A 13,695-nucleotide genomic window follows, 5' to 3' on the forward strand; every position below is an offset into this window, starting at 1 on the left:
AACTAGTCCTGTTCGTCAGGCTCGTCGGCATTGCGAGCAATCGCCACGATAGTCACGCCGTCCGGGAGGTCCATCAGCTTGACCCCCATTGTGTTCCGGTCACGCGTACGCCGTACAGGCTTCACCGGAGTCCGAATGACACCACCGTTGCTGGTGATCGCAAACAGCTCGTCGTCCGGATCGATCACCACAGCGCCAACCAGACCACCGCGCCGTTCGGTGATCTTTGCAGTCAACACGCCCTTACCTCCCCGGCCCTGCACCGGGTATTCCTCGATCGGGGTCCGCTTCGCGTATCCCCCGTTCGTGGCCACCAGAACGTCCAAACCTTCCCGCACGACCTCCATGGCGAGCAGGACGTCGTCGTCCGTGAAGCGCATGCCGATCACACCGGAGGTGGCCCGGCCCATCGGCCGCAACGCCTCGTCCGAGGCGTTGAACCGGATCGCCTGTGCCTTCTTGGAGACCAGCAGCAGGTCGTTCTCCGGCGCAACCAGCGCAGCACCGACCAGCTCGTCCTCATCGCGCAGGTTGATCGCGATGATGCCGCCGGAACGGTTGGAGTCGAACTCCTCGAGCCGCGTCTTCTTCACCAGGCCGTTCTTCGTGGCCAGTACCAGATAGGGGGCTACCTGGTAGTTCGGGATCTCGATGATCTGCGCGATCTGCTCGTCGGGCAGGAAGGCGAGCAGATTGGCCACGTGTTGGCCCTTGGCTACCCTACTGGCCTCCGGCAACTCGTACGCCTTGGCCCGGTAGACGCGGCCCTTGTTCGTGAAGAACAGGATCCAGTCGTGGGTCGAGCAGACGAAGAAGTGGCTGACGATGTCGTCCTGCCGCAGCGTGGCGCCGCTGACGCCCTTGCCGCCGCGCCGCTGCGAGCGGTACAGATCGACCTTGGTCCGCTTGGCGTACCCGGTGCGGGTGATCGTGACGACCACGTCCTCGCGGGCGATGAGGTCCTCCATCGAGACCTCGCCGTCGAACGGGATGATCTGCGTCCGGCGGTCGTCGCCCCACTTGGAGACGATCTCGCCCAGCTCCTCCGAGACGATCTTCCGCTGCCGCTCGGGCTTGGCGAGGATGTCCTTGAGGTCGGCGATCTCGATCTCGAGCTTCGCCAGGTCGTCGATGATCCGCTGCCGCTCCAGGGCGGCGAGCCGGCGCAGCTGCATGTCCAGGATCGCGGTCGCCTGGATCTCGTCGATCTCCAGCAGCCGGATCAGGCCCTGCCGAGCGTCGTCCACCGTCGGAGAGCGCCGGATCAGGGCGATCACCTCGTCCAGCGCGTCCAGCGCCTTACCCAGGCCCCGCAGGATGTGTGCCCGCTCCTCGGCCTTGCGCAGCCGGTACGCGGTCCGCCGGCGGATCACGTCGATCTGGTGCTCGACGTAGTAGCGGATGAACTGGGCCAGGTTGAGCGTGCGCGGCACCCCGTCGACCAGGGCCAGCATGTTGGCGCCGAAGGTCTCCTGGAGCTGGGTGTGCTTGTAGAGGTTGTTCAGCACGACCTTGGCGACCGCGTCGCGCTTGAGCACCAGGACGATCCGCATGCCGGTACGACCGGAGGACTCGTCGCGGATGTCAGCGATCCCGGCGAGCTTGCCCTCCTTGATCAGCTCGGCGATCCGCTCGGCGAGGTTGTCCGGGTTGACCTGGTAGGGCAGCTCGCTGACGACCAGGCAGGGGCGGCCCCGCTTGTCCTCCTCGACCTCCACCACGGCGCGCATCCGGATCGAGCCGCGACCGGTGCGGTACGCGTCCTGGATCGCGGTGGTGCCGACGATCAGGCCGTAGGTGGGGAAGTCCGGGCCCTTGACGATGCCGATCAGGGCTTCGAGGGTGGTCTCCTCGTCCTCCTCCGGGTGCTCCAGGCACCACTGCACCGCCGCGCCGATCTCCCGCAGGTTGTGCGGGGGGATCTTGGTGGCCATGCCGACCGCGATGCCCTCGGAGCCGTTCACCAGCAGGTTGGGGATCCGCGACGGCAGGATGGTGGGCTCCTTGGCCCGGCCGTCGTAGTTGTCCTGCAGGTCGACGGTGTCCTCGTCGATGTCCCGCAGCATCTCCATGGCGAGGGGGTCGAGCTTGCATTCGGTGTAGCGCATGGCGGCAGCCGGATCATTACCCGGCGAGCCGAAGTTGCCGTTGCCGTCGACGAGCGGGTAGCGCAGCGACCAGGGCTGCGCCATCCGGACCAGCGCGTCGTAGATCGCCGAGTCGCCGTGCGGGTGGAACTGACCCATCACGTCACCGACGACGCGGGAGCACTTCACGTAGCCGCGGTCCGGGCGGTAGCCGGAGTCGAACATCGCGTAGAGGATCTTGCGGTGGACCGGCTTCAGGCCGTCCCGGACGTCCGGCAGCGCGCGACCGACGATGACGCTCATCGCGTAGTCGAGGTAGGAGCGCTGCATCTCCACCTCGAGCCCGACCGGTTCGATCCGGTCGTGCGCGACCACCGCGGCGATGGCCTCGGCGGGGACCTCTGGCTCGTTCGGTGTGGACTCGGGCGAATCAGTCACTGTGTACCCTTATCAGACTCAGAGTCGTTTTCGTGCTGTGGATAACCGCTGTGGATACCGGCCAAGCTGTGGATAACTCTGTGGACCGCCGGATCGGCCGAGCGACGCCCGGCCGATCCGGGGCAGCCCGTCAGATATCCAGGAACCGCACGTCCTTGGCGTTGCGCTGGATGAACGACCGGCGCGCCTCGACGTCCTCACCCATCAGCACACTGAACAACTCGTCGGCGGTCGCCGCGTCGTCGAGAGTGACCTGACGCAGGGTACGCGTCGCGGGGTTCATCGTGGTTTCCCACAGCTCGGGATAGTTCATCTCGCCGAGGCCCTTGAAGCGCTGGATGTCGTCCGGCTTCGCATTCGGCTTCTTCTGCTGGCGCAGCGCGATCAGTCCGTCCCGCTCGCGGTCGGAGTACGCGTACTGGGCGTCGTCGCCCTTCTTGTTCCACTTGATCTTGTAGAGCGGCGGGGCGGCCAGGTAGACGTGCCCCATCTCGACAAGCGGACGCATGAAGCGGAACAGCAGGGTGAGCAGCAGCGTCTGGATGTGCTGGCCGTCGACGTCCGCGTCGGCCATCAGCACCACCTTGTGGTACCGCAGCTTCTCCATGTCGAAGTCGTCGTGGATGCCGGTGCCCAGCGCGGTGATCAGCGCCTGGACCTCGTTGTTCTTCAACACCCGGTCGATCCGGGCCTTCTCCACGTTGAGGATCTTGCCGCGGATCGGCAGGATCGCCTGGGTCCGCGGGTCGCGGCCCTGCTTGGCCGAGCCGCCGGCCGAGTCACCCTCGACGATGAACACCTCGGACTCGCGGGGGTCGGTCGACTGGCAGTCAGCCAGCTTGCCCGGCATCGAGCCGGACTCCAGCAGCGACTTGCGTCGGGCCAGCTTGCGCGCCTGCTGGGCGGCGATCCGGGCGCGGGCCGCCTGGGACGCCTTCTGGATGATCGTCTTGGCCTCGGCCGGGTTGCGGTCGAACCAGTCGACAAGCCGGTCGTTGCAGACCCGCTGCACGAAGCTCTTCACCGGGGTGTTGCCGAGCTTGGTCTTGGTCTGGCCCTCGAACTGCGGGTTGGTCAGCTTGACCGAAATGATCGCGGCCAAGCCTTCGCGGATGTCCTCGCCGGAGAGCTTCTCGTCACCCTTGAGCAGCTTCTTGTCGGTGCCGTACCGGTTGACGACGCTGGTCAGCGCGGACCGGAAGCCCTCCTCGTGGGTGCCGCCCTCGTGCGTGTTGATGTTGTTGGCGAAGGTGTAGACCGACTCGCCGTACGACTCGTTCCACTGCATGGCGATCTCGAGGGACATGCCCTCCTCTTCGGCCTCGAACTCGACCACCGTCTTGTGCATCGGGTTCTTGGAGGCGTTGAGGTGTCGGACGAAGTCGGCGATACCGCCGTCGTAGCGGAAGGTGACCTCGCGGGTCTTGCCCTCCTCGTCCTCCGGGACCCGCTCGTCGAGCAGGTGGATGGTGATGCCCCGGTTGAGGAAGGCCATCTCCTGCAGGCGTCGGTAGATGGTCTGGAAGTCGAAGTCGATCGTCTCGAAGACGTCCGGGTCGGGCCAGAAGGAGACGGCCGAGCCGGTGCTGTCGGTGGTCTCGCCCTTCTCCAGCGGGCTGGGCTTGGAGTTGGTGTACTGCTGCCGCCAGACGAAGCCGGACTTGTGGATCACCACGGCCATCTTCGTCGACAGCGCGTTCACCACGGAAACGCCGACGCCGTGCAGACCACCGGAGACCGCGTACGCCTTGCCGTCGAACTTGCCACCCGCGTGCAGCACGGTCAGCGCGACCTCGACACCCGGCTTCTTGAGCTTCGGGTGGAGGTCGACCGGGAAACCACGGCCGTTGTCGGTGACCCGGACGCCGCCGTCGGCCAGCAGCACCACGTCGATGGTGTCGCAGTAGCCGGCCATCGCCTCGTCGACCGCGTTGTCGACGACCTCCCAGACGAGGTGGTGCAGACCGCGCTCGCCGGTGGACCCGATGTACATACCGGGCCGCTTGCGAACGGCCTCCAGCCCCTCGAGAACGGTGATCGACTCTGCGCCGTACTCCTGCTTGTCCTGCGCTGCCACCCTCGGCCACTTTCTCGCGTCAGCCACGCCCGTAGGGCGCGTCGGGCGCGGGTTCGGCGGACAGGACGCGACGTCGGCGCGCGGACCGGTGCCGGAGAACTCCGGACAGCGGGTCGAACGCGCCGGTCGCCGCGGTTGCCCGCGGATCGCGATCGGCTCGACCCGACGTGGAGAATGAATCTGGGGCCTACCGGCCCCGTCCCACCCCCGCACCGGGTCTTCGTCTCACTGTCAATCCTACTGTGCCCGGGGGACAGAACCACCACTCGGCACCCTCAGCGAGCCGGCTGAGAAGTCCATAGCCGGCAGAACCCTGCCGCCCACGACTCCCCCCACACGCCAGGCTCCCATCGCACGCGCCGCCGCAGGACGGGTTGACCCGCGGTCGGGCGGGTCGGGGGTCGCGGCCGAAGCGTCGGTGCCGTACGTTTGCGGCGCCCCGGAACCGGCCTTGATCTTTACCGGGTAGAACCGGGACGATCGACCCGATCGACCCGACACGTGCTCTTTAAGAGGTGACAGATGGGGCTGGACAACGTCGCGGTGCACTGGCCGCGGACCGGCCGCTTCTACGATCCGGTCGCGCCGGCCGAGTTCGTCGACTTCGGCGAGATCGTCGACCTGCCGCGCATCTCCGCGCCGACCGCGGCCCTGGCCGAGCTGATCGCGAAGACCGGCACCATCCGGGCGACCGCGTACACGGAATTGGTGGATCTGCTTCTCGGCCTCGAAGGTGTGTTGTACGCCACAGACGCCGCCGCCGAGGACGAGGACCCGGTGATCGACCCGGACGGCTGCTCCTGGATCGCGGGCGGCATCGAACGGTTCGTGGCCGCGCACCGTCCGACCGGCGAGGCGGTCACCTTCGAGTCGGTGAGCACCGTGCTGCGCTCCCTGCTCGGCGACGGTCGGTTGGCCGAGCAGCAGCTGCGCTGGCTGGAGAGCCGGCTCGACGCGCTGCGCGACGAGAGCGGTGACCCGCCCCAGTGGAACTTCACCTGCGCCGAGCTGGGCGTGTTGGCGGCGTTCTACCGCCGGTGCGCCGAGCGCGGGTTCGCCGTCTACGCCGACGCCTGAGCCGCCGCGTCGGCCGGCTGGTTCGCGGCCTTGATCACCTGCGTCAGCACGGCGTGCAGGTGTTGCAGGTCTTCGAGCGGCAGCCCGAGCCGTTGCACGATCGCGGCCGGGATCAGCTCGGCCTGACTCCGCAGCGCGGCGCCGCTGGCCGTGAGGGTGACGGCGAGGCTGCGCTCGTCGCTGGGGTCGCGTTCCCGGCGCAGGTAGCCGGCCGCCTCCAGCCGCTTGAGCAGGGGTGACAGCGTGCCCGGGTCGAGCTGGAGCAGGCGACTGAGGTCACGACCGGACAGTGGCGCGTGCTGCCAGAGCGCCAACATCACCAGGTACTGCGGATGGGTCAGCCCCATCGGCTCCAGCAACGGCCGGTAGACGGCCACCACGCTGCGCGCGGCGACCGAGAGGGCGAAGCAGACCTGCTGCTCCAGGGCCAGCGGGTCATCGCCACCAGGTCGTTCGCTCATCGGTTGCCCTGTCTGCGCACGGTGACTATCGTACCGATCATTGGTGCACCAACCATTGGTGCCCCAATGCTCTGCTCGAACAACGGACGAGCACCGGCGAGGCGACGCGCGGAAGAGGGCGGCAGATGAGCGAGGACGGCGCGGTCACCAGGACCCCGGGCGAGGGCGGCCGACTGATGCGGTGGGCCTTCCGGCACCTCGCCGGCCCGGCCGAGGGTGTGCAGGGCGCGGTGCAGGGCGGCTCGGCCGAGGCCCGCGAGGCGTGGAAACGCGACCTGGCCGAGCGCAAGCGCTTCACCCGGGAACAACGGGAACGCAAGCGGGCAGCCCGCGAGGCTGACCGGCGCCGCTGACCGGCGCGGATCAGCCGTAGGTGTCGCGCGGACCGCGGCCGCGTACCCGGCGCGGCCCCTTCCCCCACGAGGGCGCGGCCGGGCCGTGAATGTGCAACTTGCGCACCACGTTGTGCCCGACCTCGCTGGCGATCTGCTTGAGCAGCGAGCCGGCGAGCAGGCGCAGCTGGGTGGCCCAGGCCGTCGAGCGCGCCTCCACCGTCAGCTCGCCGTTCTCCAACTTCACCGGGCGACTGTTCTGCGCGACCTCCGCGCCGACGACCCGCTCCCAGGCGCCGAACACGGTGGCCTCGGCGGCCGGCTGCTGCCAGCCACGCGCCTTCACCAGCCGGTTGAGCACGGCGCCGAGCGGCTGCGGATCGCGCGGGTCGGGCCCGGGGCCGGAGTAGCCGCGCAACCGCCGCCCCGAGCCGCCGGCAGCGTCGCCACCGCCGGGGGTACGCCGGGCGCGGGCCGCCGCCTGCCGTCGGGACAGCGCCGCGTCGAGCACCGCACGGGCCAGCTCCGGCCCGCTCGCGGCCGCCGCCGGCTCACCGCCCGCCGATCCCTGCGCCGCCTCCGGGGTACGCGCAGCAGGGCCGTCGCCAGCCGCCGGTCGTTTGCCGCCTGACTCATCCGACACGGCGTACCGTCCCTTCGCCGACCTGGTAGCGGGTGCCGCGCAGGGCGGCCGGCACGTCGTCGTCCACGGCGCAGGTGACCAGCAGCTGACTCGCCCCGCCGACCAGCTCCGCCAACCGCTCCCGGCGGCCGGTGTCCAACTCTGCGAAGACGTCGTCGAGCACCAGCACCGGCTCGATGCCGTCGGCGCGCAACAGGTCGTACCCGGCCAGCCGCAACGCGAGGGCGAACGACCACGACTCGCCGTGGCTGGCGTACCCCTTGGCAGGCAGTGGGCCGAGATTCAGCGCCAACTCGTCGCGGTGTGGGCCGACGAGGGTGGTGCCCCGCTCGATCTCGGCGGAGCGGGACGCGGCCAGAGCCGCCGTCAGCGCCTCGGCCAGCGCGGCCCGATCGGTGGTCGGCTCGGCCAGCTCGATCGAGGGCCGGTAGGTGATGCTCGCCGCACCCCGACCGGCGGCCACCGCGTCGTACGCCTTGGCCACGTGCGGGGTGAGCGCGGCCACCAGCTCCAGGCGGCCGGCCAGCAGCTCCGCCCCGTGCTGGGCCAGGTGGGCGTCCCAGACCGCGAGGGTGCCGAGGTCTCCACCGCGGGAGCCGCCGGTCTTGCGGGCCAGGTACGCCGTGCGCAGCAGCGCGTTGCGCTGCTTGACGACCCGCTCGTAGTCGGCCCGCACGCCCGAGAAGCGGGGTTGCCGGTTGACCAGCAGGTCGTCCAGGTAGCGGCGGCGCTCAGCCGGATCGCCCCTGACCAGCTCAAGATCCTCCGGGGCGAAGAGCACCAGCCGGAGCGCTCCGAGCACGTCCCGGGCCCGCCGCGCCGGTGACCGGCCCAGGCGCGCCCGGTTGGCCTTACCGGGCACGATCTCCAGCTCGACCAGGAGTTCGCGGCCGTCGTGCACCACAGCGCAGCGGATCACCGCGGACGTGGCGCCCATCCGGACCAGAGGCGCGTCGGTGGCGACCCGGTGCGAGTCCAGGGTCGCCACGTAGCCCAACGCCTCGACGAGGTTGGTCTTGCCGACGCCGTTGGCCCCGATCAGCACGTTCGCCCCCGGCTGGAGGTCGACGGCCACCCGCTCGTACGAGCGGAAGTCGACCAGTTCCAGCCGGTGAACGTACACAGGTTGTGGATACCGCTCAGCGCTTGTGGACGGCGTGGCCACCGAACTGCTGACGCAGCGCGGAGACGGCCTTCATGGCGGGCGAGTCGTCCTGCCGCGAGGCGAACCGGGCGAACAGCGAAGCGGTGATGACGTTCAGTGGCACCGCCAGCCGGACCGCCTCGTCGACGGTCCACCGGCCCTCGCCGGTGTCCTCCGTGTAGCCGCTCAGGTCGGCCAGCTCCGGATCCTCGTCGAGCGCCCGGTCGAGCAGGTCGAGCAGCCAGGAACGGACGACGGTGCCCTCTCGCCAGGACTTGATGACGCCCGGCACGTTGGTCACCAGCTCCGAGGCGGCCATCAGCTCGTAGCCCTCGGCGTAGGCGTGCATCAGGCCGTACTCGATGCCGTTGTGCACCATCTTCGAGTAGTGCCCGGCACCGACAGGGCCGGCGTGCACGAAGCCGAACTCACCCTCCGGCTTGAGCGCGTTGAAGATCGGCATCAGGCGGTCCACGTGCTCCTGGGCACCGCCGACCATCAACCCGTAGCCGTTCTGCCGGCCCCAGACGCCGCCGGAGACTCCGACGTCCATGTAGCCGATGCCCCGCTGGTTGAGTCGCTCCGCGCGGGGCGCGTCGTCGCTGAAGCGCGAGTTGCCGCCGTCGATGATGATGTCGCCCTCGCCGAGCACCTCGGCGAGCTCGTCGATGGTGGCGTCGGTGACGCCGGCGGGCACCATGACCCAGACAGCGCGCGGCGACTCAAGCTTCTCTGCGAGGCCCGCGATGGTCGTGACGTCGCTGATCTGCGCGTTGTGGTCGAAGCCGACCACCTCGTGCCCGGCCGATCGCAACCGCTCCCGCATGTTGCCGCCCATACGGCCGAGTCCTACCAGGCCGAGCTGCATGTGTTTCTACCTCCGTGGATCTGGGTGTTGCTGGGCGCGATCAGCGCGAGACGCGGATCGGCATGATGAGGTACCGGTACCCCGGAATTACCTCGCCATCCTCGCCAGCGGGAGAGATCACCGCGGGTTTGAAGGCGTCGACGAAGGAGAGCACGGCCGTCTGAGCGCCCAGGTTTGCCAGACCGTCGATGAGGTACTGCGGGTTGAAGCCGATGGTCAGCGGTTCACCGGTGAAGGTCGCCTCCATCGCCTCGCTGGCCCGTGCCTCCTCGGAACCGCCGGCCTCGACGACCAGGCCGTCGGCGCTGAAGCTGAGCAGCACCGGGGTGGTCCGTTCGGCGACCAGCGCGACCCGCTTGACCACCTCGATCAGCGTGCTGACCGGCACCCGCGCCGCGGCGTTGTGGGTGGCCGGGAAGAGTGACCGCACCGGCGGGTAGTTGGCGCCGTCGAGCAGTCGGCTGGTGGTGCGTCGGGTGCCGCCGGCAAGGCCGACCATGCCCTCGCCCGCAGCGCCCTGGGCGAGGGCGAGGGTGACCTCGCCGCCCAGCGGGCCGAGAGCCTTGGCGGTGTCGTTGAGGGTGCGGGCGGGCACCAGGGCGTTGATGCTCACCTCGGGGTCGTCCGGCCGCCATTGGATCTCGCGCAGCGCCAACCGGTAACGGTCGGTGGCGAGCATCGACAGAGTGTCGCCCGACAACTCAACCCGAACGCCGGTCATCATCGGCAGCGTCTCGTCACGGCCGGCGGCGATGGCCACCTGCGCGACCGCCGTGGCGAACGCCGCGGCGTCGACGGTGCCGGCGCTCTGCGGCATCTCGGGCAGCGCGGGGTAGTCCTCCACCGGCATGGTGGGCAGCGTGAACCGGGCACTGCCGCAGACCAGCTCGAGGTGGGCGCCGACCGCGGCGATGTCGACCGGCTTGGCCGGCAACGCCTTGGTGATCTCGGCGAGCAGGCGGCCGGAGACGAGCGCGGCGCCATCGGCGTCGCCCTGCACCTCGACGGTCACCTGACTGGAGACCTCGTAGTCGAACCCGGAGACCCGCAGGTTGCCGTCGGTGACGCGGAGCATCACCCCGGCGAGCACCGGTACGGATGGCCGGTTGGGCAGGCTCTTCGCGGTCCACGCCACAGCCTCGGCGAGCGCGTCGCGCTCCACTCGGAACTTCATCAATGCCTCCGCGTCGACGTCAGCGACAACTCTCTCATGCCGACCGCTGCCTACCGTCCCGCCCGACCGTGCGGGTACCCATCGCACCTTAGGGCGCGGGGACATCGGCTGTGCGCCCGACCCCATGGATCGTGTCGATGCTGACCGGCTGATCCGGCAGCGTTCGGCCCGATCCACAGAAAGCCCAACGGTGATGATTGGTTTTTGTTCTCTTAGAAGAGATAACTCATCGTCTTCATCGCACCTGTGCAAACTGTGGAAAACCGAGGTCTGCGCAGGTCAGAGTGGTTATCCACCGGTGATTTAGCTGTGGAGAACCCGGGGTACAACCGGCTTCTGTGTCCACAGCCAGGCGACGACGGCCGGTTGTCCACCGTTGTCCACCGGTTGTCCACCGGTAATCCACCGACTTTCTCCCCAAGCCTGTGGATCGCGGGGAAGATCACCATTGCCGTCATCCCCAGAACCTTCAACAGCTCGTACACAGGTCGATGATGATCGGTGGATAACCTGACCGTCGTCCCCAGGCGTCCACAGCCTCGTACACAGGGTTTCTCCACAGCCTGTGGGTAACTGGCGAGGGACGGTCCGTAGTTATCCACCGACGGTGGACAACGAGCTGTGGACAACGAGTGGGGATCGAGGCGGTCACGGCCTCGATGCTGTGGTCTGCACCATGTCGAGAGTCCAGCTGCCGGACCAAAAAGAACGCCCGACCGGAGATCCGGTCGGGCGTGTCCCGCGGCTGTGCGCCGCCGCGAGGGCGGTCGTACGCCTCAGCTGTTCTGTTTGATGCGGTTGGTCAGCTCGGCGATCTGGTTGTAGAGCGAGCGGCGCTCGGCCATCTGCTGACGAATCTTGCGGTCGGCGTGCATCACCGTGGTGTGGTCCCGGCCACCGAACGCCTGCCCGATCCGGGGCAGCGACAGCTCGGTCAACTCCCGACACAGGTACATGGCCACCTGACGGGCGTTGACCAGCACCCGGGACCTGGACTGGCCGCGCAGATCCTCCAGGCTCACCCCGAAGTAGTCAGCGGTCGAGGCCATGATCTGGTCAGCGTTGATCTCCGGACCGGCGCCGTCGGGCATGAAGTCCCGAAGCACCTCCTCGGCCAGCGACAGCTCGACGGTCGACCGGGTCAGGCTGGCGAACGCGGTCACCCGGATCAGCGCGCCCTCCAACTCCCGGATCGAGTTCGACACCCGGGAGGCGATGAACTCCAACACGTCCGGCGGGGCGTACATCCGCTCCTGCGCCGCCTTCTTCTGCAGGATCGCGATCCGGGTCTCCAGATCCGGCGGCTGGATGTCGGCCAGCAGCCCCCACTCGAACCGGGTTCGCATCCGGTCCTCGAGGGTCGCCAGCTGGCGCGGCGACCGGTCAGAAGTGATCACGATCTGCTTGTTGGCGTTGTGCAGGGTGTTGAAGGTGTGGAAGAACTCCTCCTGGGTGCGCTCGCGGTTCTCCAGGAACTGGATGTCGTCGATCAACAGGATGTCGACGTCGCGGTAGCGCCGTTGGAACGCGCTGGTCTTGTCGTCCCGCAGCGAGTTGATGAAGTCGTTCGTAAATTCCTCGGTCGACACGTACCGGACCGAGCGGGCGTTGCCGAGCGTCGTGGCGTAGTGCCCGATGGCGTGCAACAGGTGCGTCTTGCCCAACCCGGAGTGCCCGTAGATGAACAGCGGGTTGTACGCCTTGGCCGGCGACTCCGCCACCGCCACGCTCGCCGCGTGGGCGAACCGGTTGGACGAGCCGATGACGAACGTCTCGAACATGTACTTCGGGTTGAGCCGGTTGCCGCCGGTGTCGGCACCGGGCAACCGGCGGTCGTCCCGACCACCAGTCCGATGGTCCACCGCGCTGCGGCCTGGGCCGCTGTCCGTTCCGCTGTCCCGGGGGAGCGAACGGATCACGTGCTGGTCGCGCGGTGACGCCGTGTCGTCCCGGTAACGGGGATCGTAGGGCCGGGTGTCGGGGCCGGACGGGTCCAGGCGGGCGGCCTGCTCGTCGTAGCCGCGCCGTTCCGGACCCCGGGAGGGCCGCAGGGGCTCCGCGAAGGCAGCGCTGAACAAGGCCTCCTGCCCGTCCCTGCTGGCGGGAATCAACCCCGCACGGTGCCCCTCCACCGGCGGCGCGAGCGGTGGACCCGCCGGCGCGGGCAGCGGAGCGGGATCGGGGTTCCGCGGCGCGGGCGACTGCTCAGGGATCATCGCGTCGGCCGGCGGTCGGGCCCCCTGGTCGTCGTCGAACGGCGCGATACCCGGGCCGTCGATGTCGAGCTGCCCGGTCTCGGGTGCGCTGCGGTAGACGGTGCCGGCCGGTCGGCCGGTGGCGTCCTCGGCCACCCGGACGGTGACCGCGACCTGGATCGGTCGGCCCAGCCGGCGGGTGAGGGCCTCGGTGATCGCCGGGCGCAGCCGTGACTCGATCACGTCGCGGGTGAACGCGTCCGGAACGGAGAGCAGTGCGGTGTCCTCGACGATCGCTCGCAGCCGGGTCAGTCGGAGATAGGCACGCTGCTGAGCGGAGATGATCTCGTCGGCGAGCTCGTCGGTCGCCGCCAACCACACCGCGGCAAGGTCGGTCGTACCGGCCACCGTCGTGCCACCCCCTCGCTTCTGCTCCCGGCCGCCGCTGTCTGCCAGCCGGCCGTCCCGGGCCCGCCGCGTTCGCGGGTGGAACAACACCCACCCGGACGGTCGACCGGTGGTCATCCACAAGTTATCCACAGCCTGTGTACCGACCGATTGTGGCCGCCGCCGGACGCGGGTGGGACCTGCCCCCGCCTGAACGGGCGCTGAAGCGGGTTCACCGTGCCGAACGATTCACTGCCATGTCCGGTCTTGCCTGCGCGACGACCGGAGCTTCCGACGCTCACCGCAATCGGGCACGGTAACAGCGTTGTCCCTGCGCCATCAACCGGCGACGCGGCGACGGCCTTGTCGGCATCAGTGAAAACCGCCCTTCGGCCTCGGGCGCGTCCCGTTGTCCCCCTGGTCGGGGTGTTTGACGGTCATTGCACCCCTGCGTAGGCTGGAACGGCTGCTTTCTCGCCCTCTGCTAGGGTGATGGGTGCTTGCTGTCCGCGGTCGCATCCCCGCATCGCCGAGGTTCCGCCCCGCCGGACAGCACCGATCGGGGGCCACCGTCGAGGTGGCCTGGACCACCACACGACCCCGGCGATCCCGTCGCGCGGGGCGCGTACGAAAACGGAGAGCCTGACGTGAGCAAGCGCACCTACCAGCCGAACAACCGCCGGCGCGCGAAGACCCACGGCTTCCGGCTGCGCATGCGCACCCGTGCCGGCCGTGCCATCCTGTCGAGCCGTCGCGCCAAGGGTCGCACCACCCTGTCGGCCTGAGCCGACCGGGCCGGTCCAGGGGACGTG

General features: G+C 69.0%; 11 protein-coding genes. 3 read left to right on the forward strand and 8 right to left on the reverse strand.

Going from position 1 to position 13,695, the window contains the following annotated elements:
• Positions 1–2 precede the first annotated feature (2 nt).
• Both gyrA and gyrB read right to left on the reverse strand, forming a co-directional pair.
• A complete protein-coding gene (gene gyrA / locus ACZ6NZ_RS04335) occupies positions 3–2,525 on the reverse strand; it encodes a DNA gyrase subunit A (protein WP_465855597.1) in 2,523 nt (840 codons plus the stop codon).
• Between the two features lie 130 nt (positions 2,526–2,655).
• Positions 2,656–4,602: a DNA topoisomerase (ATP-hydrolyzing) subunit B gene (gyrB, locus tag ACZ6NZ_RS04340; RefSeq protein WP_366610007.1), complete on the reverse strand. Its 1,947-nt coding sequence runs from the start codon at positions 4,600–4,602 to the stop codon at positions 2,656–2,658.
• 522 nt (positions 4,603–5,124) lie between these two features.
• Between gyrB and ACZ6NZ_RS04345 the strand changes: the two genes are divergently transcribed.
• Positions 5,125–5,679 (forward strand): hypothetical protein, encoded by a 555-nt coding sequence (locus ACZ6NZ_RS04345; protein WP_366610008.1) that lies wholly within the window; start codon positions 5,125–5,127, stop codon positions 5,677–5,679.
• Here the strand turns inward: ACZ6NZ_RS04345 and ACZ6NZ_RS04350 are convergent.
• Entirely contained in the window at positions 5,664–6,140 is a 477-nt protein-coding gene (locus ACZ6NZ_RS04350; protein WP_465855600.1) for a MarR family winged helix-turn-helix transcriptional regulator, read from the reverse strand. The genes ACZ6NZ_RS04345 and ACZ6NZ_RS04350 overlap by 16 nt on opposite strands.
• Before the next feature lie 125 nt (positions 6,141–6,265).
• On the opposite strand from ACZ6NZ_RS04350, the gene ACZ6NZ_RS04355 reads away from it, so the two are divergent.
• Positions 6,266–6,493: a hypothetical protein gene (locus tag ACZ6NZ_RS04355; RefSeq protein WP_465855602.1), complete on the forward strand. Its 228-nt coding sequence runs from the start codon at positions 6,266–6,268 to the stop codon at positions 6,491–6,493.
• Positions 6,494–6,503: 10 nt separating this feature from the next.
• Here ACZ6NZ_RS04355 and ACZ6NZ_RS04360 read toward each other — a convergent pair whose 3' ends face one another.
• From ACZ6NZ_RS04360 to dnaA, 5 genes are all read right to left on the reverse strand, one after another.
• Entirely contained in the window at positions 6,504–7,115 is a 612-nt protein-coding gene (locus tag ACZ6NZ_RS04360) for a DciA family protein (protein ID WP_465855604.1), read from the reverse strand.
• On the reverse strand, positions 7,105–8,238 hold the full coding sequence (gene recF, locus ACZ6NZ_RS04365) for a DNA replication/repair protein RecF (protein ID WP_465855606.1): 1,134 nt from the start codon (positions 8,236–8,238) through the stop codon (positions 7,105–7,107). The genes ACZ6NZ_RS04360 and recF overlap by 11 nt, the downstream gene beginning before the upstream one ends.
• A gap of 16 nt (positions 8,239–8,254) precedes the next feature.
• Positions 8,255–9,127 carry a phosphogluconate dehydrogenase (NAD(+)-dependent, decarboxylating) gene (gene gnd / locus ACZ6NZ_RS04370; RefSeq protein ID WP_091396544.1) on the reverse strand — a complete coding sequence of 291 codons (873 nt, stop codon included), beginning with the start codon at positions 9,125–9,127 and terminating at the stop codon, positions 8,255–8,257.
• Between the two features lie 40 nt (positions 9,128–9,167).
• The gene (gene dnaN / locus ACZ6NZ_RS04375; protein WP_210782097.1) at positions 9,168–10,301 is read right to left on the reverse strand and encodes a DNA polymerase III subunit beta; all 1,134 of its coding nucleotides are present in this window, start codon (positions 10,299–10,301) and stop codon (positions 9,168–9,170) included.
• A gap of 776 nt (positions 10,302–11,077) precedes the next feature.
• Positions 11,078–12,904: a chromosomal replication initiator protein DnaA gene (gene dnaA / locus ACZ6NZ_RS04380; protein ID WP_465855940.1), complete on the reverse strand. Its 1,827-nt coding sequence runs from the start codon at positions 12,902–12,904 to the stop codon at positions 11,078–11,080.
• 626 nt (positions 12,905–13,530) lie between these two features.
• On the opposite strand from dnaA, the gene rpmH reads away from it, so the two are divergent.
• Positions 13,531–13,668 (forward strand): 50S ribosomal protein L34, encoded by a 138-nt coding sequence (rpmH, locus tag ACZ6NZ_RS04385; protein ID WP_007453904.1) that lies wholly within the window; start codon positions 13,531–13,533, stop codon positions 13,666–13,668.
• Positions 13,669–13,695 lie beyond the last annotated feature (27 nt).

The sequence above is a fragment of the Micromonospora sp. NPDC047756 genome, assembly GCF_055587245.1.

Excerpts from the sequence above, each read along its gene's own strand:
- ACZ6NZ_RS04350 (WP_465855600.1), bottom strand. The coding sequence starts at position 6,140 with ATGAGCGAACGACCTGGTGGCGATGACCCGCTGGCCCTGGAGCAGCAG.
- dnaN (WP_210782097.1), bottom strand. The coding sequence starts at position 10,301 with ATGAAGTTCCGAGTGGAGCGCGACGCGCTCGCCGAGGCTGTGGCGTGG.
- gnd (WP_091396544.1), bottom strand. The coding sequence starts at position 9,127 with ATGCAGCTCGGCCTGGTAGGACTCGGCCGTATGGGCGGCAACATGCGG.
- ACZ6NZ_RS04345 (WP_366610008.1), top strand. The coding sequence starts at position 5,125 with ATGGGGCTGGACAACGTCGCGGTGCACTGGCCGCGGACCGGCCGCTTC.
- ACZ6NZ_RS04355 (WP_465855602.1), top strand. The coding sequence starts at position 6,266 with ATGAGCGAGGACGGCGCGGTCACCAGGACCCCGGGCGAGGGCGGCCGA.